The sequence below is a fragment of the Martelella sp. AMO21009 genome, from assembly GCF_053484295.1.
This window is the reverse complement of record NZ_JBAKFR010000004.1, coordinates 18,698-42,738: the sequence shown is the minus strand read 5'-3', so window position 1 is coordinate 42,738 and position 24,041 is coordinate 18,698. Positions and strand designations below refer to the sequence as shown.

The 24,041-nt window shown below is 60.6% G+C and carries 22 protein-coding genes and 2 pseudogenes; 12 read left to right on the top strand and 12 right to left on the bottom strand.

Annotated features, from left to right (window positions below; genetic code table 11):
* The first annotated feature begins 7 nt into the window (after positions 1-7).
* The 6 genes from cas5c to cas2 are packed head-to-tail and all read left to right on the top strand — an operon-like array spanning position 8 to position 5,422.
* A complete protein-coding gene (cas5c, locus tag V6766_RS06460; RefSeq protein ID WP_448464693.1) occupies positions 8-706 on the top strand; it encodes a type I-C CRISPR-associated protein Cas5c in 699 nt (232 codons plus the stop codon).
* Complete coding sequence (gene cas8c / locus V6766_RS06455) at positions 703-2,475, top strand: type I-C CRISPR-associated protein Cas8c/Csd1 (protein WP_448464691.1); 1,773 nt, start codon at positions 703-705, stop codon at positions 2,473-2,475. Before cas5c ends, cas8c begins: the two co-directional genes overlap by 4 nt.
* Positions 2,472-3,422 (top strand): type I-C CRISPR-associated protein Cas7/Csd2, encoded by a 951-nt coding sequence (cas7c, locus tag V6766_RS06450; protein WP_448464689.1) that lies wholly within the window; start codon positions 2,472-2,474, stop codon positions 3,420-3,422. Before cas8c ends, cas7c begins: the two co-directional genes overlap by 4 nt.
* 36 nt (positions 3,423-3,458) lie before the next feature.
* On the top strand, positions 3,459-4,091 hold the full coding sequence (gene cas4 / locus V6766_RS06445) for a CRISPR-associated protein Cas4 (protein ID WP_448464687.1): 633 nt from the start codon (positions 3,459-3,461) through the stop codon (positions 4,089-4,091).
* Positions 4,088-5,122 carry a type I-C CRISPR-associated endonuclease Cas1c gene (gene cas1c / locus V6766_RS06440; RefSeq protein WP_448464685.1) on the top strand — a complete coding sequence of 345 codons (1,035 nt, stop codon included), beginning with the start codon at positions 4,088-4,090 and terminating at the stop codon, positions 5,120-5,122. The genes cas4 and cas1c overlap by 4 nt, the downstream gene beginning before the upstream one ends.
* 9 nt (positions 5,123-5,131) lie before the next feature.
* Positions 5,132-5,422 (top strand): CRISPR-associated endonuclease Cas2, encoded by a 291-nt coding sequence (gene cas2 / locus V6766_RS06435; RefSeq protein WP_448464683.1) that lies wholly within the window; start codon positions 5,132-5,134, stop codon positions 5,420-5,422.
* 1,001 nt (positions 5,423-6,423) lie between these two features.
* Here the strand turns inward: cas2 and V6766_RS06430 are convergent.
* Positions 6,424-6,765 (bottom strand): chaperone modulator CbpM, encoded by a 342-nt coding sequence (locus tag V6766_RS06430; RefSeq protein ID WP_448464681.1) that lies wholly within the window; start codon positions 6,763-6,765, stop codon positions 6,424-6,426.
* Positions 6,762-7,685, bottom strand: a complete 924-nt coding sequence (locus V6766_RS06425; protein WP_448464679.1) for a DnaJ C-terminal domain-containing protein — start codon at positions 7,683-7,685, stop codon at positions 6,762-6,764. Before V6766_RS06425 ends, V6766_RS06430 begins: the two co-directional genes overlap by 4 nt.
* Before the next feature lie 436 nt (positions 7,686-8,121).
* Between V6766_RS06425 and V6766_RS06420 the strand changes: the two genes are divergently transcribed.
* Positions 8,122-8,331, top strand: coding sequence for a cold-shock protein (locus tag V6766_RS06420; RefSeq protein ID WP_024709452.1), 210 nt, complete (start codon positions 8,122-8,124; stop codon positions 8,329-8,331).
* A gap of 136 nt (positions 8,332-8,467) precedes the next feature.
* Positions 8,468-8,692: a hypothetical protein gene (locus tag V6766_RS06415; protein WP_448465143.1), complete on the top strand. Its 225-nt coding sequence runs from the start codon at positions 8,468-8,470 to the stop codon at positions 8,690-8,692.
* A 124-nt stretch (positions 8,693-8,816) separates the two neighbouring features.
* Here the strand turns inward: V6766_RS06415 and V6766_RS06410 are convergent, their stop codons facing one another.
* Both V6766_RS06410 and V6766_RS06405 read right to left on the bottom strand, forming a co-directional pair.
* Positions 8,817-11,753, bottom strand: a complete 2,937-nt coding sequence (locus V6766_RS06410) for an autotransporter outer membrane beta-barrel domain-containing protein (protein WP_448464677.1) — start codon at positions 11,751-11,753, stop codon at positions 8,817-8,819.
* Between the two features lie 275 nt (positions 11,754-12,028).
* Complete coding sequence (locus V6766_RS06405) at positions 12,029-12,340, bottom strand: DUF4158 domain-containing protein (protein WP_448464675.1); 312 nt, start codon at positions 12,338-12,340, stop codon at positions 12,029-12,031.
* 24 nt (positions 12,341-12,364) lie between these two features.
* On the opposite strand from V6766_RS06405, the pseudogene V6766_RS06400 reads away from it, so the two are divergent.
* Positions 12,365-12,817 (top strand): annotated as a pseudogene (locus V6766_RS06400) (Tn3 family transposase); the annotation flags it as partial.
* A gap of 601 nt (positions 12,818-13,418) precedes the next feature.
* A complete protein-coding gene (locus V6766_RS06395; RefSeq protein WP_448464673.1) occupies positions 13,419-13,739 on the top strand; it encodes a hypothetical protein in 321 nt (106 codons plus the stop codon).
* 77 nt (positions 13,740-13,816) lie between these two features.
* Here the strand turns inward: V6766_RS06395 and V6766_RS06390 are convergent, their stop codons facing one another.
* From V6766_RS06390 to V6766_RS06355, 8 genes are all read right to left on the bottom strand, one after another.
* A complete protein-coding gene (locus V6766_RS06390) occupies positions 13,817-15,241 on the bottom strand; it encodes an aldehyde dehydrogenase family protein (protein WP_448464671.1) in 1,425 nt (474 codons plus the stop codon).
* Between the two features lie 29 nt (positions 15,242-15,270).
* Positions 15,271-16,434 (bottom strand): M24 family metallopeptidase, encoded by a 1,164-nt coding sequence (locus tag V6766_RS06385; protein WP_448464669.1) that lies wholly within the window; start codon positions 16,432-16,434, stop codon positions 15,271-15,273.
* Between the two features lie 19 nt (positions 16,435-16,453).
* Positions 16,454-17,959 carry a class I adenylate-forming enzyme family protein gene (locus tag V6766_RS06380; RefSeq protein ID WP_448464667.1) on the bottom strand — a complete coding sequence of 502 codons (1,506 nt, stop codon included), beginning with the start codon at positions 17,957-17,959 and terminating at the stop codon, positions 16,454-16,456.
* Between the two features lie 9 nt (positions 17,960-17,968).
* Entirely contained in the window at positions 17,969-18,673 is a 705-nt protein-coding gene (locus V6766_RS06375; protein WP_448465141.1) for an ABC transporter ATP-binding protein, read from the bottom strand.
* Position 18,674: 1 nt separating this feature from the next.
* A complete protein-coding gene (locus tag V6766_RS06370) occupies positions 18,675-19,397 on the bottom strand; it encodes an ABC transporter ATP-binding protein (RefSeq protein WP_448464665.1) in 723 nt (240 codons plus the stop codon).
* The gene (locus V6766_RS06365; protein WP_448464663.1) at positions 19,381-20,382 is read right to left on the bottom strand and encodes a branched-chain amino acid ABC transporter permease; all 1,002 of its coding nucleotides are present in this window, start codon (positions 20,380-20,382) and stop codon (positions 19,381-19,383) included. Before V6766_RS06365 ends, V6766_RS06370 begins: the two co-directional genes overlap by 17 nt.
* Positions 20,379-21,260: a branched-chain amino acid ABC transporter permease gene (locus tag V6766_RS06360; protein WP_448464661.1), complete on the bottom strand. Its 882-nt coding sequence runs from the start codon at positions 21,258-21,260 to the stop codon at positions 20,379-20,381. Before V6766_RS06360 ends, V6766_RS06365 begins: the two co-directional genes overlap by 4 nt.
* 82 nt (positions 21,261-21,342) lie before the next feature.
* Positions 21,343-22,542, bottom strand: a complete 1,200-nt coding sequence (locus V6766_RS06355; protein ID WP_448464659.1) for an ABC transporter substrate-binding protein — start codon at positions 22,540-22,542, stop codon at positions 21,343-21,345.
* A 77-nt stretch (positions 22,543-22,619) separates the two neighbouring features.
* On the opposite strand from V6766_RS06355, the gene V6766_RS06350 reads away from it, so the two are divergent.
* Positions 22,620-23,255: a TetR/AcrR family transcriptional regulator gene (locus tag V6766_RS06350; protein ID WP_448464657.1), complete on the top strand. Its 636-nt coding sequence runs from the start codon at positions 22,620-22,622 to the stop codon at positions 23,253-23,255.
* A 325-nt stretch (positions 23,256-23,580) separates the two neighbouring features.
* Positions 23,581-23,977 (top strand): annotated as a pseudogene (locus tag V6766_RS06345) (DUF4158 domain-containing protein); the annotation flags it as partial.
* Positions 23,978-24,041 lie beyond the last annotated feature (64 nt).

Genomic DNA, 24,041 nt, shown 5'->3' with positions numbered 1-24,041 from the left:
GGGGCGCATGGCATACGGAGTTCGATTGAAGGTCTGGGGGGAGTATGGCTGCTTCACTCGGCCCGAGATGAAAGTGGAGCGGGTTTCCTATGATGTGATGACGCCATCGGCGGCGCGCGGCATTCTGGAGGCGATCCACTGGAAGCCAGCGATCCGCTGGGTCATCGACGCCATACATGTGCTGGAGCCGATCCGGTTCCAGTCGATCCGCCGCAATGAGGTTGGCCACAAGGCGCCCGCCGGAAAGATCAGGTCGGCAATGCGGCGCGGCGATCTGGAAGGCCTCAGCCTTCTGGTTGACGAGGACCGGCAGCAGCGCGCGGCCACCGTTCTGGTGCGGCCCGCCTATGTGATCGAAGCCCATTTCGAGCTGACGAAACGGACCGGGTCGGATGACAATGACGCCAAGCATCTCGATACCTTCAATCGCCGTGCCCGGCGCGGACAATGCTTCAACCAGCCGTGCCTCGGCACGCGCGAATTCTCTGCCGCCTTCGCCTTGATCGAACCGGAGAGCCCGACGCCGCAAGCTGCTGCAGAGTCTCAGAGCGAAAGCCTCGGTTTCGGAACCGCGCGTGACCTCGGCTTCATGCTCTACGATATCGATCATCAGGCGCCGGGACGACCGTCGCTGTTCTTCCGCGCCGTGCTGAAGGATGGCGTGGTGAAAGTGCCGCCGCCCGGCTCGCCGGAGATCAGGCGATGACGATCCTGAGCTCGCTGGTAAGCGCCTATGACCGGCTACCGGATGCCCCGCCGATCGGCTATTCGTATCAGAAGATCGGGTTCGTGATTTCACTGAACGAGGATGGTTCTGTCGCCAATGTCAGCGACCTGAGAACCGGCGAGGGCCGAAAGCTGCAACCCCGGTCGATGCTCGTGCCGCAACCGGTCAAGCGGACGGCCGGCATCGCGCCCAATTTTCTCTGGGACAAGACGTCCTATGTCCTGGGCGTGACCGCCGGCGAAGGCAGGCGCACCGCAGAAGAGCATGCCGCATTTGTCGCGCGACATCTGGCGGATTTCGGCGCGACGGAAGATGTCGGGCTGAAAGCCTTGCGATCGTTTCTGCAAGGCTGGACGCCGGAGCAATTCGCGGCGCTGGGCTGGCCGGAGGACATGAAGGACCAGAAGGTTATTTTCGCGCTCGAGAGCGAGCGGCGGGGAAATGTCTACCTTCACGACAGACCGGCGGCGAAGTCGCTCTGGGTGCGGATTTCGGCAGCGGCGGATGCCGAGAACCAGATATGCCTCGTCACCGGTGAGAACCTGCCGCCGGCGCGGCTTCATCCCTCCATCAAGGGGGTATGGGGTGCGCAGTCTTCCGGCGCGGACATCGTGTCTTTCAATCTCGATGCGTTTACCTCCTATGGCCATGAGCAGGGAAACAACGCTCCCGTTTCGGGTGCGGCTGCATTCAAATACACCGCCGTCCTCAACCGTTTCCTCGAACGCGACAGCGGTCACCGGGTCCAGATCGGCGACGCCTCCACCGTGTTCTGGGCCGATTGCGCGGATTCGAGCCGGGCGGAGGCGGCGGAAAGCCTGTTCACGATGTTTGTCGACCCGCCAGCCGAGGAGGCGGGTGCGGACGACGACCGGGCAGAAACCCGCAAGATCGAGATCACTCTGAAGCGCATTCGCGACGGGCAGAGCCTTGCCGCCGCTGACCCGAAACTGGCCGATGGCGTCAGGTTTTTCGTGCTGGGGCTCTCGCCGAACGCCGCCCGGCTTTCCGTGCGCTTCTTCTTTTCCGATACGTTCGGCGCGCTGACGGAGAATTATCAGCGCTACCTTGCCGATATGCGGGTGGAGCCGCCGCCGCGCGGCGGTTTTCCGCCGCTGTGGCGCTATCTCCGGGAAACAGCGGTTCTCGGCAAGAGCGAGAATGTCCAGCCTAATCTGGCCGGCGAATGGATGCGCGCCATTCTGACCGGCACCCACTACCCGCTGTCGCTCATGGCGGCGGTTTTGACGCGCATCCGCGCCGATGGCGATGTCAACGCTTTGCGCGTCGGCCTTCTGAAGGCGCTTCTCGTCCGCAATTTCAACATGAAGGAGGTTCCGGTGGCGCTTGATGCGGAAAATGCAGACAGGGGGTATCTGCTGGGGCGGCTGTTTGCCGTCTACGAGGAGATGCAGCGCGCAGCGCTTGGCGGCAGGGTCAATGCCACCATCCGTGACAAGTTCTATGGCTCGGCCTCCGCCCAGCCGCGCAAGGTCTTTGCCCTTTTGGAAAGCAATTCCGCAAATCACCTCGCCAAGGCGCGCAAGGCAAATCCGGGACGCGAATACAATCTGAAGAAACTTCAGGAGGAAATCATGGACCGGATGGACCCGAATGCCGATCCTTATCCGCCATCGCTTTCCGCGCGCGAGCAGGCGCTTTTCGGCCTCGGCTACCACCATCAGCACAGCGATTTTTTCAAACCCAAGACCGAGCAGACCGTGACCCAGGGGGAGACTGAAGAATGACCGTCCTTGCCAACCGCCATGATTTTACCGTGATCTTTGAGGTCAGGAACGGCAATCCCAATGGCGATCCGGATGCCGGCAATCTGCCGCGTCTCGACCCGGAAACCAACAGGGGGCTCGTCACCGATGTCTCGCTGAAGCGCAAGATCCGCAACTATGTCGATCTCGCCCGCCATGGCGAGGACGGCTTCCACATCTATGTGGAGGAGGGGGCGATCCTGAACGAGAAGCATCGCCAGGCCTACAAGTCGATCTACACCGATGATCCGAAGGTGGACAAGGCGGCAAAGCTGAACCCGAAGGACGATGCCGAGGCCAGGGCGCTGACGGGTTTCATGTGCGCGAACTTCTTCGATGTGCGCTGCTTTGGCGCGGTCATGTCGACGGGCATCAATTGCGGCCAGGTGAAGGGCCCGGTGCAGATGAGCTTTGCTTCCTCCGTCGAGCCGATCATGCCGCTGGAGATCTCCATCACCCGCATGGCGGCGACCAATGCGGCGGAGTTGAAACAGAAGGCGGAGGGCGATGACAGCCCGGATCGCACCGACAACCGCACCATGGGCCGCAAATATATCGTTCCCTACGGGCTTTACGTTGCCCACGGCTTCATCTCGGCGAAATTCGCTGAACGCACCGGCTTTTCCGAAAGCGATCTGGAGCTTCTGTTCGAAGCGATCGTCAATATGTTCGAGCATGACCGCTCGGCCGCGCGGGGCGAGATGGCAACGCGCAAGCTGATCGTGTTCAGGCATCAGAATGCGCTTGGCAACGCGCCCGCCCATGCCCTGTTCGAGCGCGTCAGGATCGGCCGCAATATCGGTGGCGGGTTCGAGCCGCTGGATGATCGCCTCGACAACTATCCGCCCGCCCGCGCCTTTGACGATTACATCATCGAGATCGACCGCGAAAACCTGCCGGACGGGGTCGGAAACATCGAGAGGCTCTGAGCCATGGCGGCGGAGCCGGCGGCCGCGGGTGAGCCGATGCCCATCTCCGCGCTCCAGCATGCGGTCTATTGTCTGCGTCAGGCGGCGCTCATCCATCTGGAGCGGGTCTGGGCGGACAATCGGTTCACGGCGGAGGGCGATGTGCTCCACGCCGTTGCGGACAAGGGCGGAAAGCGTAAAGCGCGCGGGCTCCGCCGTGTCATGGCGCTGCCGGTTGCATCAGCCCGGCTCAATATTGCCGGCATTGCCGATATGGTGGAGTTCCAGCTTTCCGCTGACGGCGGCGAAACCGCCTTTCCTGTGGAATACAAGCGCGGCAAGGCCAAGCTGCACCGCGCCGATGAAGTGCAGCTGTGCGCCCAGGCGCTGTGCCTTGAGGAAATGACCGGGCGGCAGGTACCCGAAGGGGCGTTGTTTTACGGCGAGACCAGGCGGCGCGTTGTGGTGCCTTTTGATGATGAGTTGCGGGCCCTCACGGAGGAAACGATTGCCGCATTCGCGGCCATGCTCGCGTCCGGGCAGACGCCGCCGCCGACCGACAGGCGATCGCGCTGCCGGGCCTGCTCGCTTGTCGAAATATGCCGGCCGGATGCTTTCGGCCGTCCCGTGCGCGCGTGGCGCAGCCGGCAGGTTGCGGCGCTCGTGGCTGAAGACGGGGCCGGGCCATGAGAAAGCTGCTGAACACGTTCTATGCCCTGACCGAAGGCGCCGCGCTTTCCAAGGACGGAGAGAACCTTGTGGCGACGATCGAGGGCGAGGAGCGGGGCCGCGTTCCGTTGCATATGCTATCCGGCGTTGTCGCCTTCGGCGCTGTCTATTGCTCGCCGGCGCTGATGGGAGCATTGGCGGAGGCCGGCATCACGCTCACCTTTCTGTCCCGTAGCGGCAAGTTTCAGGCGCGGCTGGAAGGGCCGGTCAGCGGCAACGTGCTGTTGCGCCGGGCGCAGTATCACGCCAGCGATCAGCCGCTGGAGATCGTGCGCTCCATCGTTGTCGGCAAGGTGGCAAACCAGCGCGCGGTGCTGATGCGCTCGTTGCGCGATTATGGCGGCGAGTATCCGCCGGAAATTCGTACAGCTCTCGAAGAAACCGCCACAAGGCTTTCGCGGATCGCCCGGCGCGTCGAGCTTTCCGATCACACGGTGGACGGGCTGCGCGGCTTGGAAGGCGAGGCGGCCAACCTCTATTTTTCCGTGTTCGATCATCTGATACGCGCGCCGGATCCTGAAATCTGTTGGCGCGGTCGGTCACGCCGGCCACCGCTTGATCCCGTCAACGCGCTCCTGTCCTTTCTGTACACGCTGCTGGTGCATGACTGCCGGTCAGCGCTGGAGACGGTCGGGCTCGATCCCGCCGTCGGGTTTCTGCACCGCGAACGCCCCGGCCGGCCGAGTCTTGCGCTCGATCTGATGGAGGAGTTGCGGCCGGTTCTTGCTGACAGGCTGGCGCTTTCCCTGTTCAACCGGCGCCAGTTGCGCGCTGCCGATTTTGAAACGCGCGATGGCGGTGCGGTCGTGATGAAGGATGATGCCCGAAAAACGGTGATCGCCGCATGGCAGGAGCGCAAGAAGGTGGAACGCGAACATGCCTTTCTTGGCGAAAAGGCGCCGCTCGGGCTCGTTGCCCATCTCCAGGCACAATTGCTTTCGCGCCACCTGCGCGGCGATCTCGATGCCTATCCGCCCTGGTTCTGGAAATGAGGAGGCGACATGCTGGTTCTGGTGACCTATGATGTGCGTGTGAGCGAGGAAAACGGCGCCGCGCGTTTGCGCGCCGTCGCGCGAGCCTGCCGCGATTTCGGCCAGAGGGTGCAATATTCCGTCTTTGAGATCGAGGTTGATCCGGCCCAGTGGACAAAGCTCAAGGCGCGGCTTGAAGGCATCATCAAGCCCGAGATGGACAGTCTGCGCTACTACTATCTTGGCGCCAACTGGCAAAGGCGCGTGGAGCATGTCGGCGCCAAGCCGGCGGTCGATCTCAACGGCCCCTTGATGATCTGAGATTTCTGCAGTCATCCGGGCAGGCGTGCGCGCTGTGCGAACCGCAAGCGTGCCGAAAAACGCCGGAGGTTTCGCACTTCCGTCAGCTATTTGGAATTGTTGATGTTTTTTCATCTCTACTAAAAAGCGGCATCCACCGGCTTTTCCGTAAGCACAGCTTCGCGCGAGGCCCCTGCTTTCCTCAGACATATGAACCGCTTATCATCACCCCGGTCGCCTCCCACGCGGAGGCGTGGATCGAAACGTTGTCTCGCGCGACGATGCATCGACGGTCACGCGTCGCCTCCCACGCGGAGGCGTGGATCGAAACACCTTGGCGGGCTAATTCGGTGCGGGGGTGATGAGGTCGCCTCCTATGCGGGGGCGTGGATCGAAACTGAGTTACTGCCTTAGCGGTCGCGACCGCTTTGATGTCGTCTCCTACGCGGAGGCGTGGATCCAAACCCACACGTATCATTGCGATAGCGCGTATTTCAGCGAGCAATAAATCATCTAGTGTTTTGAATGATATGGAAAATTTGCAGATAGGGCTTTGGTTCATATCCCTTCAAGACCTTGGGCCTTGAGACAAGATGTCTCGCACCTATGTCGTCCATCGGGGACCTGACCCGCAATTAGATGTCGATAGGACAGAGCCTTTACTAACCAGCATAGCCGCCACGTTTTGCTTCCAGATTGCTTACGTTCCGCATCCAGACGCGATATGTGGAACGGGAGGAGGTGGGCCGGTATGACAACGTGGCACGGCTCAACGTGTTGGTTCTTGGGAGAGATTGCGGCAGCGTTCAGGAGGGAGACATGCGATCAATCTTGGCGGGCTTTGTTCTGATCATGCGCACGGCGACAATGTCGGACTCTGCGACCGTAGAGCCGATGCAGAGCACAGAATCATCGATGGGCGAGCAGGTCTTTGTCGATGTTTGCAGGCGGAAATTTATGCCCAACTCGAAATGCAGGCAGCTACAAGCCGGTTTACGTCACAAAGCCCCCGTGACAACACCCTATGACTTCTTGTCAATCCCACCGCCCAGATCGATTGCAGCGAGAATTGCGGCCTGCACGGCCTTGTCCTGCGCCGCCACGGCGGCCGTCAGTTTCAGCAGGCGCTGGCGGGTCTGGTGAAGCTGATCGACCAGAGACAGCACAACTGGCACAGTTTCCGCGTCGATCTCCAGTTCATAATGCAGGGTGCAGATCAGGCGGATGCGTGCGCATTCCATCTCGGAAAAGAACAGAACTCCGGCATCTTCCTGTGGCGAGATCAGCGCCTCGCTGATCCAGGCGTCGAGATCGCTTCGCTGAAGGGCCTCTATTTGCTCGACAATTTCGTCAACGCGCATCATTTCAACATCTCCTTGCGCGGTTCGTCCCGAGACTTCGGCTGCCAGCTCTCCAGGAACGCGGCCAATTCCGGTTCATCGCCAGCGGGCAAGACGACCTTCAGAGTGATCATCTGGTGCCCGCGCTTGCCGGTCTTGCGGTCGAGAACTCCCTTGTCGCGCAGTCGCAACGTCTGGCCGGTATTCGCACCTCGTGGAATCGTTACGGCGACCGATCCGCTGATCGTCGGCACGGTGATCCGCGCCCCCAATACGGCTTCTTTCAGCGTGACAGGTACCTCCACATGGATATTGTCGTCCTTGCGGCGGAAAAACGCGTGCGGCTCGACATGCAGTTCGATAAAGGCGTCACCGGCCGGCCCGCCGCCGAAGCCGGGCATGCCCTGGCCTTTCAGCCGCAACATCTGCCGGTCGTCGGCGCCCTCGGGGATGGTCACGTTCAGGGTCTTGCCCTCGGGCAATGTGATGGTGCGAACGGCGCCGTTGGCGGCGTCCATGAAGCTGACCGGCAGCACGTAACTCACATCCTGCCCCCGCGCCCGAAATGAACCCTGTGACTGTCTCGTTCCGGCCCCGGCGCCGAAAGCGCGGGCCAGAAAATCCTCCAGATCCTCATTGCCGGCAAAGCCATCCTGCGCTGCGTGGGACGGGTGGCCCGGTCCGTCGGTGAAATCACGGTAATACCGCTGTTGGGGTTTTTCCGCTCCACTGGCGTCGATCTCGCCCGCGTCGAACCGCCGACGCTTCTCCTTATCCTTGAGCAGGTCGTTTGCCGCCGAGATGGCCTTGAACCTCTCCTCGGCCGTCTTGTCATCCGGATGCAGATCAGGATGATATTTGCGCGCAAGCTTCTTGAACGCGTCCTTGATCTCCTTGTCGGTCGCGGTGCGAGCAACGCCGAGGGTCTCATAGGGGTCGGTCATGCTTTGATCCCATCTCATTCGCGTTCTGATCGGCCTTCGATATATCGGTGGCCGAAATGTCCCGCTGGGCTCGCCTGAATTCGGTATTGCGAAACCTATACAGCATGGCGGCGAGGCGCAACGGAAACGATAATTCCATGCGTTTCGCCTGAGCAACCGAGCGCTACGCGGCATTACCACTTTGGATGGACCTGTCGCACAGATGAGGGTCAACCGGGAGTCACAACCAGATGCCGAAGAAATCGAAGGCGGAAAACTAAAAGTTGACAACCGGACGAAAAGACCCCATATATCGATGGTCGATATTTGCTTGTTAAGCTTTAGTTATTGTGCGTCTGACACCGCTACTTGAACGAACCTTTTCTTCCAAAAATCGCTATCACCGTCCGCAGCGCTTTCGGCGTTGTTGTCTCCTATTGCTATGAAAGGGTTCATCATGACCACTGGCACAGTTAAATGGTTCAATTCGACCAAGGGCTTCGGCTTTATTCAACCTGACAATGGCGGCGCCGACGCATTTGTCCACATTTCCGCCGTAGAGCGCTCCGGAATGCGCGAACTCCTGGAAGGCCAGAAGATCGGCTACGACCTCGAGCGCGACAGCAAGTCGGGCAAGATGTCGGCCTGCAACCTGCAAGCTGCCTGAAATATCCCGGTATCCATTCTCCGGTGACCACGGATGTACTGGCACTGTCGAGAGCACGATACCAACAAGGTCAGGCTTACCGCCTAGCCTTTTTTTGTTGCCGCTCTACGGTGCGGCGTCCAATTCGGAAAAGATCATGTCACAGACACACAGCAAATCTCGCCAGAAGGCCGAGATCGCCTTTGCCAATGCTCAATCGCAATTCTTCGCGCGCAATGCGGTCGTCGAGGAGCTGGATTTCCTCGCTCTGGCCCGCGAGGAAAAGACCCGGCGGCTTCGTGAAGCCCGCCTTGCAAAAGAACTTGAACACCGGAAGTCGGCGATCGCCGCTCTCATCGCCAAACGGGCCAGGATGGCATGACGTGTTCAACACGACGTGCAGATAGTGTTTTGCAGAGCGCCGGAAACAGCGCCTGATCGCTCAAAGACGATCAGGCGCTTGAGAACAAATTGGGCTTAAGGGCCCGGAGAGATGGCATCCGAATTCAGAATCGCCAGCTCAGCGTGCCCCGAACGTCATTCTGCCGCATTTCGCTGGCGAACTGGCCAACATAGGAAATGCCAGCCGTCATCGAGCTGCCGATCTGAAGGTCGAGGCCGATGTCGAGCAGTGCCGAATTTTCGGACAGAGGGACGCCGCTTGCGGTAAACGCCGGGCCGCCGAGTGCGGCAAAGCTCAAGGTCGTTCCAGGGTTCAGGTCGCCAAACGCATATTGCCATGCAAGTGCTGCGCGGGGCGTGAGCACGCTGCCTCCCTGCATCGCAAAGTCTTTCGCGATCCGGATGCCAAGGGTGGCGTAGCCGACATCGGAGCTTTGGCTCTCGCCTGTCAGCCCGGCCGCCGCGCTGCTTTCGGTGAAGCCGTCGGTGTTGAGATGCGCCCAGGCAAGACCCGCGAATGGTTCAATCGCCATTTCCTGGAATTCCATGCCATAGCCGATCTCGCCGAAGACCTGGGTGAGCCCGGCATTGAATTGACCATCCGCGCTGGTGGCAAGCGCCGGAAGCGCTATGCCGCGGGAGGTGTTCACGTCGCTGAAGGTGTAGCTTACGCCGCCGCGCACGTTCACGCCGTCCAGATTTGTTCCCGCATAGGCGGCGATGATCCCGCTGTTGGCGTCTGCCGAGCTGTTCACGCCGTCGACCGTGCTACTGGAATGAGAGTAGCCGAGAGCCACGCCGGCATAGCTGTTGAGGTCGAGCCTGGCATCGATGCCGGTCATGATCCCGCCAAGCGATGTGTCGAGGCTCGCGGCATTGCCATCACCATCGAAGCTGCCCCAGCTGCCGTAACCCGTTCCCCACACGGAAAACCCTGAACTGCCGCTGTCATAAAAGCCGGGGGCGCTCGCGGATGTGTCAGCGGCGTAACCGGTCACCAGACTGCCGGTGTCGGCCTGTCCGCCGCCGAGCGCTGTCAGCGGCCCCGCAGTATTTCCATAGTTGAGCTGATGCAGCCGATCCAGAACCGCCTCACGCGTAAACCGGCCATCATTGAGCAGAACCGAACGCTGGCTGGCATAGATTTCGCCGGAGAGACTGCCGAGCGCCGGCGCCAGCTGGGAACCGGACAGGCTGTAGATGCTGTTGAGCGCATCCGCGGTCGCGTTTCCGGCCGTCGCCAGGAGGCCGCTGTTGAAGGCCGCATCCACGGCGCCGCCGACGGCGGACTGGTTGGCCGTCAGGCCGGTCTGCGAAGCCATCTGCGAGGTCAGATCCAGCGTGACGACGTTGCCGGCGTAGTCGAGCGCCGTTGCCACGTAACCCGGCAGGCCGGGCGTGGTCAGGGTGGTGAATGTGCCGGTGATCTCGTCGGTAGCGGCGAACAGGTCATAGCTCGTGGCCAGCGTCGAGGTCTGGAACGGAACCTCGAGCGTGCCGGCAAGCCGGGCGGTGCCTGTCAGGCCGAACCTGTCATGGCCGGTTTCGCCGACGCGCAGCGACAGCGTTCCGGCCTCGGTCTGCGAATAGATGCCGCTGAGGAGATGGGTGATCGGGACCCCGTTGCCGCTGACGCCGATCCAGCCGCTGTTTTCGAACCGCTTTGCCGGCCCCGCCGTCGCGGCGATGCGGCCGTCGATTACGCCGGCGTTGACGATAACAGTGTCGAAGCTGTCCGGGCCGGTGCGCAGGGCATCCGCGACAGCCGGCGCGCTCAGCGTACCGTAGTTCAAGAACGTGCCATAAACGCCGTGCAGTTCGACCGCTGCGCCGGCGATGCCGGAGGCGGCAATCGTGCCGTTATTGGTGAGCACGCCATATGTCTCGCCGCGCATGCCGATGCCGCCATTGCCGGTCATGCTGATGGTGCCGTCATTGATGATGTCATCGCCCTTGCGGCCCGACAGCGCGGCATCGCCGTCAACGCCGGAGGTCAGCGCGCCGGCGTTGCGGATCGGATTGTAGATCCCCGCAACCGTGGCGACATAGCCGTTGGGCGCCGTGTCCCCGGGCATCAGATAGATGCCGACCACGGTATCGCCATAGGCCGAGTTCGAAGAGACCACATCCGCGCCGGGGATGTCGAGTTCGTACCAGCTGGGGATGCCGAGGGCATTCACATGCAGCACGCCGGCATGCAGCGAGCCATCCGGCATGACCCAGTTTGCCACCATGTTGTACTCGCCGGAGCGGCCCGCACTGGTGATGCCTTCCAGATGCGTGACGATTGCGCCGGGATGATCATAGGTCGACCAGGTGTCGGTGACGGTGTTGTAGAGATAGCCATGCTCGAACCCGATGCCGCCGCCAAGGCCGACCTCGGCGTAGCCGCCGGCGATCATGTCGCCATAGACGCCATAGGCGGTGGTGCTGACAGCGCCGGGCTTGTTGTTGGTGACATAGGTGCCGGTGCTGATCGAGTAGATCATGGCGTTGCCGGTTGCGAGGCGGGTGTCGTAATTACCCACCACGGTATCGCCGAACGTGCTGTGCGCGATCGTGTAGAGCGTCGGGTTGTCGGATGTGCCGGGATAGACCAGTTCGGTGAGCAGGGCTCCCGGAGCGGCGGCCGCGTCATAGAGATAGCTAAGGTCGTAGGGCGATGAAGCCTCGGTGATGTAACTGCCCACGGTGCGCAATACGCCGCCCTGATTGCCAAAGCTCGGCCCATAGGGCGAGGAGCCGATCGCGCCCGGATAGTTGACGCCATTTGCCGTGGCGACCGGCATCGCTGACCATGTGCCGGAGCGGGTATCATAAAGAAGACCGCCCGTGGCCGTAGTGCCGGGCACCACGTAGTTGCCGACGATGGTATTGCCGCGAATGCCGGTGAGGAATGTCCCGCTGGTACCGAAATTCAGCGTTGTATACGGCGTCGGTGTCTGCGCATGGGCATGAAGGGCAACGCCGAAGGCCGCCAGAAAGCCGAGCGGAAAAGCACTGGACGATAGCAAAACAGTGCGTGATTTGCTTTTATTCACAAAAATCCTTGACGCGATGGAGGGGTAAAACGTAATCTTAGAAATAAGATATACAGAAAATTCTTGTATTAACAATTCTAATATTAGCGAATTAAATGAAGGGCGATTTCGTTCTTTTTCGACCACAAGGAAGCGGCAGTCCGATCGGCTATCGGTATTGCGGGGCAAAGAGCGGAGCGTCCATTTCCGGCATGGCGGCTGAGTGTGGGAAAGCAGAGTTTCCCAGGACATTGCTGTCGCATTACACTTCAATTGAGACTCTCGCGGCCTGATTCTCAATTGACCGCGATTTTTTCGACGGCCCAGGCCGAAGACGTGCCGAGGTCCGTTCGTTTTGGAACTTTCATCCACAATGGACGCTGCGGTCGATCTCGCGATGATCGAGACCGAACTGCAAAGCCAGAAATGGGAGAACGCTCAACGGCAGGATCTCGCTCCGCAAGCGGTCGACCTGGATAACGCAGCGTTACCAGAACACAGACGAGCTCCGGTCGGTTCGAGGGCTTGTTCTGCCGCATGATGAGGTCGGATCGGTCAAGCGTATAGCGCTTGGCGATCTCCCTGTCGTCATCCGGAATGGTTATCACCTGCTGCTACCATGCCCCGCTCAATGCCGGTTTGTACCGCAAGAGGATGTGCCGATAGAGGGAGTGATCTCGGCAAAGTGGCGCAATTCGGTCATAGACGGAAACGGACGCGTCAATCGCATCAGCTATGAACTCTGCGTTCTTGTCCGGTTGCGGGAATGCATCCGCTCCAAGGAAATATGGGTAGCTGGCGCTGACCGCTACCGCAATCCAGATGACGATCTACCAAAAGACTTTGCGGTTCGCCGCTCCTCCTATTATTCCCGGCTGAACCTGACGCAAAATGCCCGCGAGTTTGTGGCCTCGGTTCGCAAGGGGCTGGAACAGGAACTGCTGCTCCTCAACGAAACAATCCCGCGAAACGACAAAGTGCGTATTCGCTGGTGCGGCGAAAACCGGATTTCGATCACGCCGTTCAAACCGGCGCCTGAACCGAAGGGACTGTCAGCCATCAAATCGGAAACTGGACAGCGCTGGTCTCGCATGAACAACACGCAACAGACTATGAATTCGCAGATCCAGATACGTGCCCAAACCCTTGACAAAATACCAATGGTCAGTGCGAAGGGAATCCGAAAGAGCTTTGGCAGATTGTTGCCCGCTATAAAACCGAATGGCAACAACTGCAATGGCCACTAATTTGAGCGGCTCTTCGACCCGCAATGCAGCGTCGAGAACGCGTAGCGGATTCCAAAACGGTGGATAACAACAGCGCAATTGCCATAGGCGGCGTCCACATATGAATCATGCTTCGGCTGATTTGGGAATCCGGTTTGTCAACAAGACCTAGGGCGCAAAAGATCTCGAAGGAATTCTTGTGGACCGTCGTCCCCAGTGTCCTGGCCGTTTTCGGGGTCTTCGAGGGGTGAAATCATACAACGACATTACAATCGATCTATCCCAATTTAAGTGTGACAATAACCCTCTGGAATCTCATTTGAGGTGAAAGGTGTTACACTCCAGTATCACGCAAGTCGTTGAAAAGGCTTGATTAAATGAAAAACGACGGTTGTCTCGGATGCGACCGGCGCGGCGCGCCGGTCGCAGAACTTGGAGATTTTCTGCTGGAATTGGCGTGATGAAGGAGTTTGTTTCGACATGCTTGTATACCATTTCGTTTGGCACCGATGGCGATCAGTTCGTTGGACTGCTCGTCAAGTGTCAGGTGCCAGTCGCGGAAATGCGCGCCAGTCACGTGCTAGTGAAAATTCTTCGTCTTCATGAACAGGGTAAAAATATCCGTGAGGAGCTCGTTGGCCACGGCCGGAATGTCGCGGGCGGCGGCGGCGCCGAGACCGGAAGGCCCAGCGACAACGCCCGTTCTGGCGAGGACGTCGCAATCCGCCTCGAGGCTTCCGCCATGCACCTCTTCGACGAAGCCGGCCTACCGATCAGGTAAACGCCCGAAAAATCGGTTGCTGCGACAATCTCCGGTTGCTTGGTTGCAGCGTTTCGGCGTGGACCTCCCCGCCTTGATCAGGCATCCTGCGGCAACTGTATGGCGCGGTCCTCCAGGAATTCGGACAGTCCAAAGGGGCCGTTTTCACGGCCATAGCCGGAGTGTCCGAAGCCGCCGAATGGGGCGTCCAGGTTGAAGGGGGCGCCGTTGATATCGATCTGTCCGGTTTCCATCTGCGCAGCGAAGTCTTGCGCTCTCGCCTCATCCCGCGACCAGACCGCACCAGCCAGCCCGTATCTGGTTCCGTTGGCAATCGCCAGGGCTTCGTCTTCGTCGCGATAGCGGATGATCGACAAAACGGGGCCGAAGATTTCCTCCTGGGCGATAGCGCTTGCGGGATCGACCCCTCCGAACACTGTTGCGCGCACGAAGTGGCCCGGGCGTTCAACCGGTTCGAGGCCGCCCGCAACCAGCTCCGCACCGCTGTCGATCCCCTTGCCGATATAGTCCAGCACTCTGTTTTTCTGGCGTTCGGAAACCAGGGGGCCAAGCCGGGTCTGATCGTCAAGCGGGTTGCCGGGAACGAAGCGGCTTGCAGCCTTTGCTGCGATTTCCTTCGCCTCTTCATGGCGACATTCCGGCACCAGCAGCCGGGTCAGCGCCGAACAGGTCTGTCCGCCGTTCAAGAAGCAGGCATTGACGGTGTTCTTGACGGCGCGCTCCAGGTCGCCGTCCTCGAGAATGACGGCGGCGGATTTGCCCCCGAGTTCCAGCGACACCCGCGCCAGGTTTTCAGCCGCCAGCCGGGCGATGCGTTTGCCGACCGCAGTCGAGCCGGTAAACGAGATCATGTCCACGTCCGGGTTCGTCACTAGCGCCTCGCCCACGCTTTCGCCATCTCCCACGACGAGATTGAACACGCCGGCGGGCAGGCCGGCCTGGTCAAGCACCTCGGTAAGGAGGAAGGCGCTAAGCGGCGCCACCTCGGAGGGTTTGAGGACGACCGTGCAGCCGGCGGCAAGCGCGGCCGCGACCTTTGCCGTTACCTGATGCAGAGGATAGTTCCAGGGCGTGATACAGGCAACCACGCCGACGGGAACCTCGAGAATGCGCGAATTTGCGAGCCGGGTTTCGAAGTCATGGGTTTTCGCACGCCCGGCATAGCGTTTCCATGCCTCGATCGGCAATCCTGCCTGGATCGCCCGGCTCATCTTGATCGGCATGCCGACTTCGCTTGTTATCAACTGCGCGATGTCCTCGCGACGTCCCTCAAGCAATTCGGCGGCGCGCGCAAGGATGGCGCCACGCTCGGGGCCGGAGGTTGCCGACCACGCCGCAAACGCGGCGCGCGCGGCGCTTACCGCCCTGGCGACGTCGGCGGGAGAACCAGCGGGCACTCTGCCCACCGGTTTCAGGGTTGAGGGACTGGCGATGACATATTCGCCCGTTCCTTCGGGGGAAACCCAGGTGCCGCCGATGTAGAAGCTGTCGTAATTCATCATCTCGTCCTCCTTCTCGACAAAGCGTCAGATCAGCCTTCGTAGACCCAGGGCTCGATCGGCGTTTTCGACATGCACTCCGCGCCGTTCTCGGTGATCACCCAGGCGCGCTCGTAGCGCAGGCCACCGACGCCCGGTAGGTTGCAGGTGAGCGCTATGATTTCCATGAAGCCGGGCTGCATCACGTAGTCGGGCTCGCTGACATATTCCATCGCGAAGTCGGTGAAGGAGGGATACCATTCGTTGCCGAAGGCGCCGATGCCGTGGCCGAAACCGCGGATCATGTCGTCCCAGCCCTTTTCGACCGTGAAGCGGCGGACATCGCCGGCGACGTCACCGATCGTGCGGCCGGGTTTCAGGGCAGCGGTCAGATAGTGGCAGCTTTCCACATAGGCATCGATCAGCTTCTGCTGTTCCGCTGTCGGCTTGCCCATGATGGCGTTGTGGGAGACATCGCCGAGCATCATCTCATACATGGCGTGCAGGTCGACCAGCAGGAACTCGCCGCGCTGGACGACCTTGCGGGTGGACGGCGTGCAGGCGCCGGTCCACGTACGGTGGCCGGAAGCGATCTCTTGGCCGCCCGTGAATGTCCAGGCGAATTCGCTGCCGAGGTCGCGCGCCGCCTGCTCGGCAATGCCGGCGATCTCGGTCTCGGCCATGCCCGGATGGGCAGAACGGCGAACCGCTTCCTGCGCGGCGTCGGTAATGGCGGTTGCCTGTCGCATCAGCGCAATCTGCTCGGGTTCCTTGATCAGCATCAGGTGATCGATTGGCTTGGTCAGGTTGGTCAGTTCGGCCTCGGGCAAGGCTGCCTCGAGCGTCGTGTATTCGTGCTTGGTTATCATGCCCTCGGGCAGATACCAGGAGTAACCGTCCTCGACGGCAACCCGGCCGGTGTGCAGACCGAGTTCGCGGATACGCCGCACGGCCATCTCGAACATCGAGTGGCGACCATAGCCGGCAACATTTTCGAGCCAGCCCTCGGCGAGAATGCGCGGCGCATCCATGTTGACGGTAACGAGTTGGACCTCGCCTTCGGCGGGAACGATCACGACGCTGCGCCACGGCACGAAGGCGCCGGAGATGTGAGTGACGGTCTTCAGACGAGTGCCGACGAGGACGTCGACGCCTTGTTCGCGCAGCATGGACTGGAAGCGCGCGAGGCGCTTCTGGAAATCGATATGAACCTGCATTGAATGAACTCCTGGTATGCTAAAGGTTATTCTTCAGTTCGCGCTTCAGGACCTTGCCGGAAGCATTTTTCGGGAGAGAGGAAACGAATTCGACCCGGCGGGGCCGCTTGAAGCCGGCGAGCCGCTTGGAACAGTAGGCGATCACCTCTTCGGCGTTCGGCTCTGCCTCGCCGTCGCGGACGATGACGGCCACGACCATCTCGCCCCAGACCGGATCGTGCATGCCCACCACCGCGCATTCCAGAATGCCGGGGTGGCTTGAGAGCACGTCTTCGATTTCGCGCGGATAGACATTTTCGCCACCGCTGATGATCAGATCGGATTTGCGGTCGACGATATAGACGAAGCCCTCCTTATCCATCCGCCCGAGGTCCCCGGCGGTGAACCAGCCATTGTCGAGAACCGCGGCGGTGCGGGTTTCATCCTTGTAGTAGGCGTCGAAACGGCCCTCGCAGCGCGAAAATACCTCGCCGATCTCGCCCGCTGGAAGAACCCGACCTTCATCGTCGCGAATCTGGACTTCGGCGCCGAAACAGGGTTGGCCGCAGCAGCGCTCCTTGCGCGACTGGTCTTGCGGGTGCAACACGGTGATGAAGCCGCTTTCGCTGGCGCCGTAAAACTCGTGAAGCACCGGCCCCATTGTCTCCAGCATCCGGGTCTTGGTTGCGGTCGAGAGCGCAGCCCCGCCCGTGACCACCGAACGCAATGCGGAAAAATCGGTTTCGCCGAAACGCGGCTCCTGCATCAGGAGGTTCAGCATGGTCGGCACCATGAAAGTGGCCGTGATCCCTCGCGTTTCGATGGTCTCGCGCACGCGGGCGGCGCTGAACTCCGGTTCGATGTAGATGCTGCCGCCGGCCTGCAACACCATCAGGGGCATGAAATGCACCCCGTGGAAAAACGGCGAAAGCGCCAGAAAACGATCATTCCGTGTATAGCCGAATTCGATAATGCCCGCCCAGATGCACATCGCCGTGCGTTGAAAGGAGCGGTGGAGGCCCTTCGGGTTTCCGGTCGTGCCTGAGGTGTACATCATCCAATAAGGCGCCTGCGGGTCGACCGCTATCGCCGGATCGTTGTCTGCTGAACTCTCCATAAGGTCCACCCATGAAAGAATGTCTCCGATGACCGGGTTTCCGATCACCAGGACACGCTCGACCTGGGGAAAGAGGGGCCGGTTGGCCGCGATCTCGTTCTGCGCACTTTCTCCGATGACCAGAAAACGGGCGTCTGAGTGCTCCAGCAACACGGCCATTTCTGCGGTCCTGAGCCAGAAGTTGAGCGTGACGAGGCGCATGCCGAGCCGGGCTGCGACGTGGAAGAGTTCCATGTATTCGATCGAATTGCGCGCATAGACGGCTATGGCGTCGCCCGGCCGGGCGCCCATGGCGAGAAGGCCGTTGGCTAGCCGGTTTGTTCGCGCGTTCAGCTCTGAAAAAGTGAACTGCCGGTGCGCATCAGCAAGGCAGACGGCGTCCGGCCATTTGACGGCATTGGCGGCCAGCGCGTCGGAAAGTGTCAGCATGGGTTCACCTCAAAGTCCCAGATAGGCCTTGCGCAGGCCGTCATCGTCGAGAAGATGTTCGCTGGTGCCGGCCATCACGATCCGGCCGTGCTCGATGACGTAACCGCGCGATGCGAGCTTGAGCGATCGTTTCACGTCCTGCTCCACGAGAAGGATCGTCACGCCCTCGCTGTTGATCGCCGGCAGTTTGGCGAAGATGTCCTTGACCATCACCGGTGCGAGCCCGATGGAGGGTTCGTCGAGCAGGAGCAGTTTCGGCGAGGTCATCAGCGCGCGGCCGATCGCCAGCATCTGCTGTTCGCCGCCGCTGAAGGAGCGTGCGAGCTGGCGCCGCCTTTCCTTCAGGCGCGGAAACAACGAATAGATCCACTCGAGGTTGTTGCGGGTCTTGCGCGCGTCTCTCAGGATGTCGCCGCCGACGAACAGGTTTTCCTCGACACTCATGTGCGGGAACAGCCGGCGCCCCTCCATCACCTGGGCTATCCCGAGCCGGGCGATCTGGTGAGCGGGTTTTCCGGATATGACCTCGCCCATGAACCGTATCTCGCCGGACATTGCGGGCAGGGTGCCCATGACCGTGCGGATCAGCGTGGTCTTGCCCGCGCCGTTGGCGCCGAGAATGCTGACGATTTCGCCAGTCGCCACCGACAGCGAGACATCTTCGAGAATGCGGATATCGCCATAACCGGAATGGAGCACTTGGATTTCGAGGATATCAGTCATCGTCCCCTCCCAGATAAGCCGCGATCACCGCCGGGTCGGCTGCGACATCGGCAGGCAAGCCGTCGCCGATCTTGACGCCGTGGTGCAGCACGACGATGCGGTCGGAAACGCTCATCACCGCATGCATGTTGTGTTCGATCAGCAGCACGGAGAGCCCGTCTGCCGCGAGATTGCGCAGCAGGTCGAGCATTGCGCTCGTCTCCACCGTGGTCAGTCCCGCCATGACCTCGTCAAGCAGCAGGATGCGCGGTTCGGTGGCCAGCGCCTTGGCCACTTCCAGCCGCTTGCGCCCGGCAAGCGTCAGCGTCCGGGCGCGCTGGGTTGCGCGGCTGGCAAGCCCGACCCGCTCCAGTACCGCCATTGCCCGCCTTTCGGCCTCCTGATGAGCCGGATGGCGCAGGAAGGCGCCGATCGCGACGTTTTCCAGTACCGTCATGTCGCCGAAGGGGCGGACGATCTGGAATGTCCGGCACAGGCCCATCCGGCCGATCGCCGGCGGCGAAAGCCGGTCGATCGGCTTGCCGTCGAAATGAACGCTGCCGTGGGTCGGTTTCAAAAAGCCGGATGCGATCGAGAACAAGGTGGTCTTGCCCGCGCCATTGGGGCCGATCAGGCCGACGATCTCGCCGTTTTCGACCTCGAAGGACATGTCTCTGATCGCCGTCATCCCGCCGAAGGTTTTGGCAACATTGCGAAATTCAAGCAGCGCCATCATTCTTCTCCAGAGAGGGTCTTGCATTTGAACGGGAAAGCGATGTGGCGATGCGGCCGAAAATGGCGACAAGGCCACGGGGTTCAAAGGCGATGACCAGCATCAGGATCAGGCCGTAGAGCAACATGTCGGCGCCGACGATGCCGCCGGTGAAACGGCGGGCCGCCTCCTCGCCGAGAAGAAGCAGGATGGCACCGAACATCGGTCCCCACAGCGTGCCCCGCCCGCCGATGATGCAGACGACGGCGATCTGAACGCTGAGCGCCACGCCAAAAACCTTTTCCGGGCTGATGAACAGCACGAACTGGGCATAGAAAGTTCCCCCGATCGCGGTCATGACGGCGCTCAGCACATAGGCCATGAGCTTGTAGCGCCTCACATTGACGCCGAGCGCGAGCGCGGCTTCCTGATCATTTCTGATCGCGGTCAGATAAGCGCCGAACCGCGAGCGCAGAACGGCACGGTTGATCAGGAAGGCGACAGCGACCATCACCACCGCCACGGCGTAATAGAATTCCTTGCGGGTGTGCTGGAACATGAGCGGCGCGTCACGCAGCAGCGTGACTTCCAGCCCGCGCGGACCGCCGAGCAGGCCGTGGGTATTTTCCACGATGATGCGCAGCACCATGGTGGCGGCAATCGTCGCCAGCGCGAAATACGCGCCCCGCAACCTGAAGCAGGGCAGGCCGATGACGGCGGCGAGCGCGCCAGCGATCACCGCGCCGACGAGCATGCCGATCCAGGGCGTGAGACCGAAGTCAATGAACAGAACGGTTGAACTATAGGCACCGATCCCGAACCAGGCCGGATGGCCGAGCGAGAGTTGACCGCCGATCCCGCCGATCAGGTTCCAAGCATAAGCAAGATAGGCGTAAAGCAGAACCAGAATGACGATGGACAGCGAATATGGGTTGGAAAAGACGAGAGGGATACCGATGACAAGAACGGCGCCAAGCCCCCCCCAAAGCAGTTTCGATGGCATGGTCATTCGCGCTCCAGTCCGAACAGACCCGCCGGCCGGATGTAGAGCACGGCAAGGAATACAATGAAGATCAGGGCTTCGGCAAAGGATACGGGCACGAACTGTGCGCCGACGGATTCGAGAATGCCGATGATGATTCCGCCCCAAAACGCGCCGCCGATCGAGCCCATGCCGCCCAGTACGACGATGATAAAGGCGCGCAGGCCGAAAATGTCGCCGACGAAAGGATTCACCGGATAGAGCGGCACCAGCAGGCAGCCGGCGACGCCGACGACCGCGAGGCCGATCGCGAAGGACAACTGGTAGACATGGGCGCTGTCGATGCCGAGCACGCTCGCGGCTTCCCGGTCCTGGCCGGTCGCGCGGATCATGCGGCCGCTGCGGGTCTTGCCGAGATAGATGATCACGCCGATCGTCACCAGCGTGGCGATGACGAAGCCCGCGATCTGCGGCAGCGAGAAGATCAGGTCACCGATCAGGACGATCTCGTTCGACCAGTTGCCGGACATGACCTGGTAATCCGGCCCCGCAATCATCAGGAACAGGTGATCGAGGAAAATCCAGAGACCGGTGGTGAAGATCAGCACCCCGATCGGCTCGCGGGTCGCTTCCTTGCGGTAGATCGGCTCGATCATGAAGCGCTGTATGTAGTAGCCTGCGACAAACAGGATGGCCGCGACCGGAACAATCACGGCGAGAGGATGCAGTCCGAGACTCCGGGTCGCCCAGACTGCGATATACATCGCGATCATCAGGAATGAGCCGTGAGCGAAGTTGATGATTTTCATAACGCCGAACTGGAGGCTGAGCCCGAGAGCAATCAGCCCGTAGACCGCGCCGCTCGCGATCCCGTTCAGAAGCGCCTGAAGTAATATGGTCGACATGGATCGGCCCTTGAATGAGTGTCTGGTGCAGGGGCCGCCCTTCGCGTGAAGGGCGGCGATGCTGACGATAGATCGGACAGGGTCAGTTGACGGCTTTGCCAGCGGGCCATTTCATTTCATAGCCGGGGGCTGCAACCTGCTCCGGCCAGACGGTCCGGTAGATGCCATCGGAGATCTGCTGGACGACGAAGCGCTTCTTGGTGTTCTGACCTTTTTCGTCGAACACCACGTCGTATCCGAGCAACTTTGCGATATCATTGCCTTCGAAGCGGGTTTCGGCGAGCGCATCGCGGATTGCATCCGGATCAGCGGAGCCTGCGCGTTCAAGGGCGTCCTTGAGGATCCAGACGACGGAATAGGCAACGACAGAGAATTCCGACGGATCAGTGCCGTATTCGGCGACATAGCTGTCCCAGAAATCCCTGGCGAAGGGGGTGTTGATGGTCGATTCGTAGCCGGCCCAGCCATTGGTGCTGACAATGCCTTCCGTTCCGGCTTCGCCGACGGAGGGAATGAATGACGGGTCGACCTGGCCGGCGCCGCTGCCGATCACGGCCTTGGCGTCAATCTGCATCTGGGCGATCAGCTTGTGGAGCTGGATGGCGTCGGCGGCGTAGGCGGTGACCGAGATCACGTCGGGCTTGCGACCCTTTACCTTCAGGACCAGAGGCCTGAGATCCGGCGCATTGGCTGGATAGGATTCATCGAGCACCACCTCGATCCCTGCCTCGTCGAAGCGCTGGCGCAGACGCTGCGCCAGATCCTGGCCCCAGTCGGTGTTCTCGTAGATGATCGCCGCGGTCTCCGCCGGATCCCCGGTCTTCTCGTTTGCCCAGGTCACGAAATCGACAACACTGTCAGCATTGCCCGAAGAGGGAACCTGCGTGGGGCGGAACACATATTTGTAGCCGCGCTCGGTGATGTCAGCCTTGGCTGCCAGATCGACGATCCACGGGACGCCGTATTTTTCCGCGACAGCCGTGGCCGGGAAGGTGACCGAACTCTGAAAGGCTCCGATCATGACTGAGACGTCCTCGACGGTGATCAGCCTCTCAGCCTCTGTGAGGGCAACCTTGGGGTCGCCGCGCGAATCCACTTCGAGAAGCTCCAGTGGGGTGCCGCCAAGTGAGGTAATTCCGCCTGCGGCGTTGATCTGCTCGACGGCCATGTGGGTCGCCCTGCTCATCTCCTGACCGATCGAAGCCGCAGCGCCGCCTGAAAGCGGGATGATATAGCCGACCTTGACGGGATCTGCGGCGGTCGCCGGCAGGGTGGCGGCCATGACACCGAGCGCCGAAAGCGCAGCGGATGCGAGTAATTTGCGAAAAGCGCGACGACAACCCAGCAACGGAACTACCATTGAAACAGCCAGCACACACCAAGCCTGAGCGCAGCTCGAGCCATGACACCGAGACCCTCATTCTTCAGGCGGCGGAAGCAGTCTTCTCGCAGAAGGGCTACTTCGGGACCACTGTCGCCGATATCGTTGAGCGAGCGGGCGTGAGCAGGGGGGCGTTCTATCTCTATTTCAAGAATCGCAACGAGGTGTTCTCGGCGATTCTTGCGACCGTGGTGGGCGAGATGTTCATGCTCTCATCCTCGCGGCAGTCGGGCACGCCGCAACAACGGGTGGAGAATGCCAATCGCACCTATATGAAGATGTTCTATCGCCACCGGGCCTTCATGCGCAGCGTCATCCAGGTTGCTACCTTCGACACCGAAGTGGCGGAAACCCTGAACGAACTGCGAGCAAAGTTCATCAACCGGGTCCGCGAACATATCGAACGCGGCGTGGAAAGCGGAAAATGCCATGATGTCGACCCGGATATAGCTTCCTTCCTGCTGGTTATCATGGTCGAGTTCACATCCTACAGCTGGCTTTCTTTCGATTGGCAGCCGAAATCCGGCGATTTCGATTTCGACAAGGTCGTGAAGGAAGCAAGCAGCATATGGAGCCGTGCCGTCTACAAGGAGCCTGAAGGGGGTACTGAATAGCCCCGGGAATTGTAGACACCTTCCTGCCTAAAAATGAGGTAAGAAGGCGATCATGAGCAAATCGAATTTCAGTGACGATTTCAAACGCGATGCTGTGCTTCAGATCACGGAACGAGGCTATCCTGTATCGGAAGTCTCTCAGGGGTCGGAACAAGAGCAGTTCAAAATCCTGCGTTAAGCTAGTACGAATAGAGAACTCCTTAGATGGCTCGCTGTTGGTCTGCCGTCATCAGCAATTTGGCTGTGGACGTGTTCCGACAGTTGTACCCAATGTAAGGATTGCATGCAGGAATACAGGCCAACGGCTCTTTGGTGGGAGTTTCATATGGCCAAACGCATGCTTCTGAAGCCGCAAGATCGGCGCTCGCTTTTCGACATACCCACAGATGAGGACAGCCTGATCAGGCACTTACTCTCTCGCCCTCGGATAGACTTGAGATTGAGGTCCGCCGACGTCCGCACAATCGCCTTGGTTTTGCCGTGCAGCTTTGCCTGATGCGTTATCCTGGAAGAGCTCTCATGGCGAATGAAACGCCGCCAAAGGCAATGCTGCCGAACAAATCGGAACTGATCCGCGCTCATTCGACCATTATGCCAGGCGGCAGGAAACCAAGACGAACCATGTGTCTTATTCGCTTGGTTATCTGGGACTTCGAAGCCCAACGGCAGAAGATCGACGCGCCGCACTTACTGCAGCCATTGATACGGCTTTAACGACCGACTCGAGGGGATAAGCGCACACCAGATTGGCTGGTGGCGCACATTCGTCAGCGTCGTTTGGGCCGC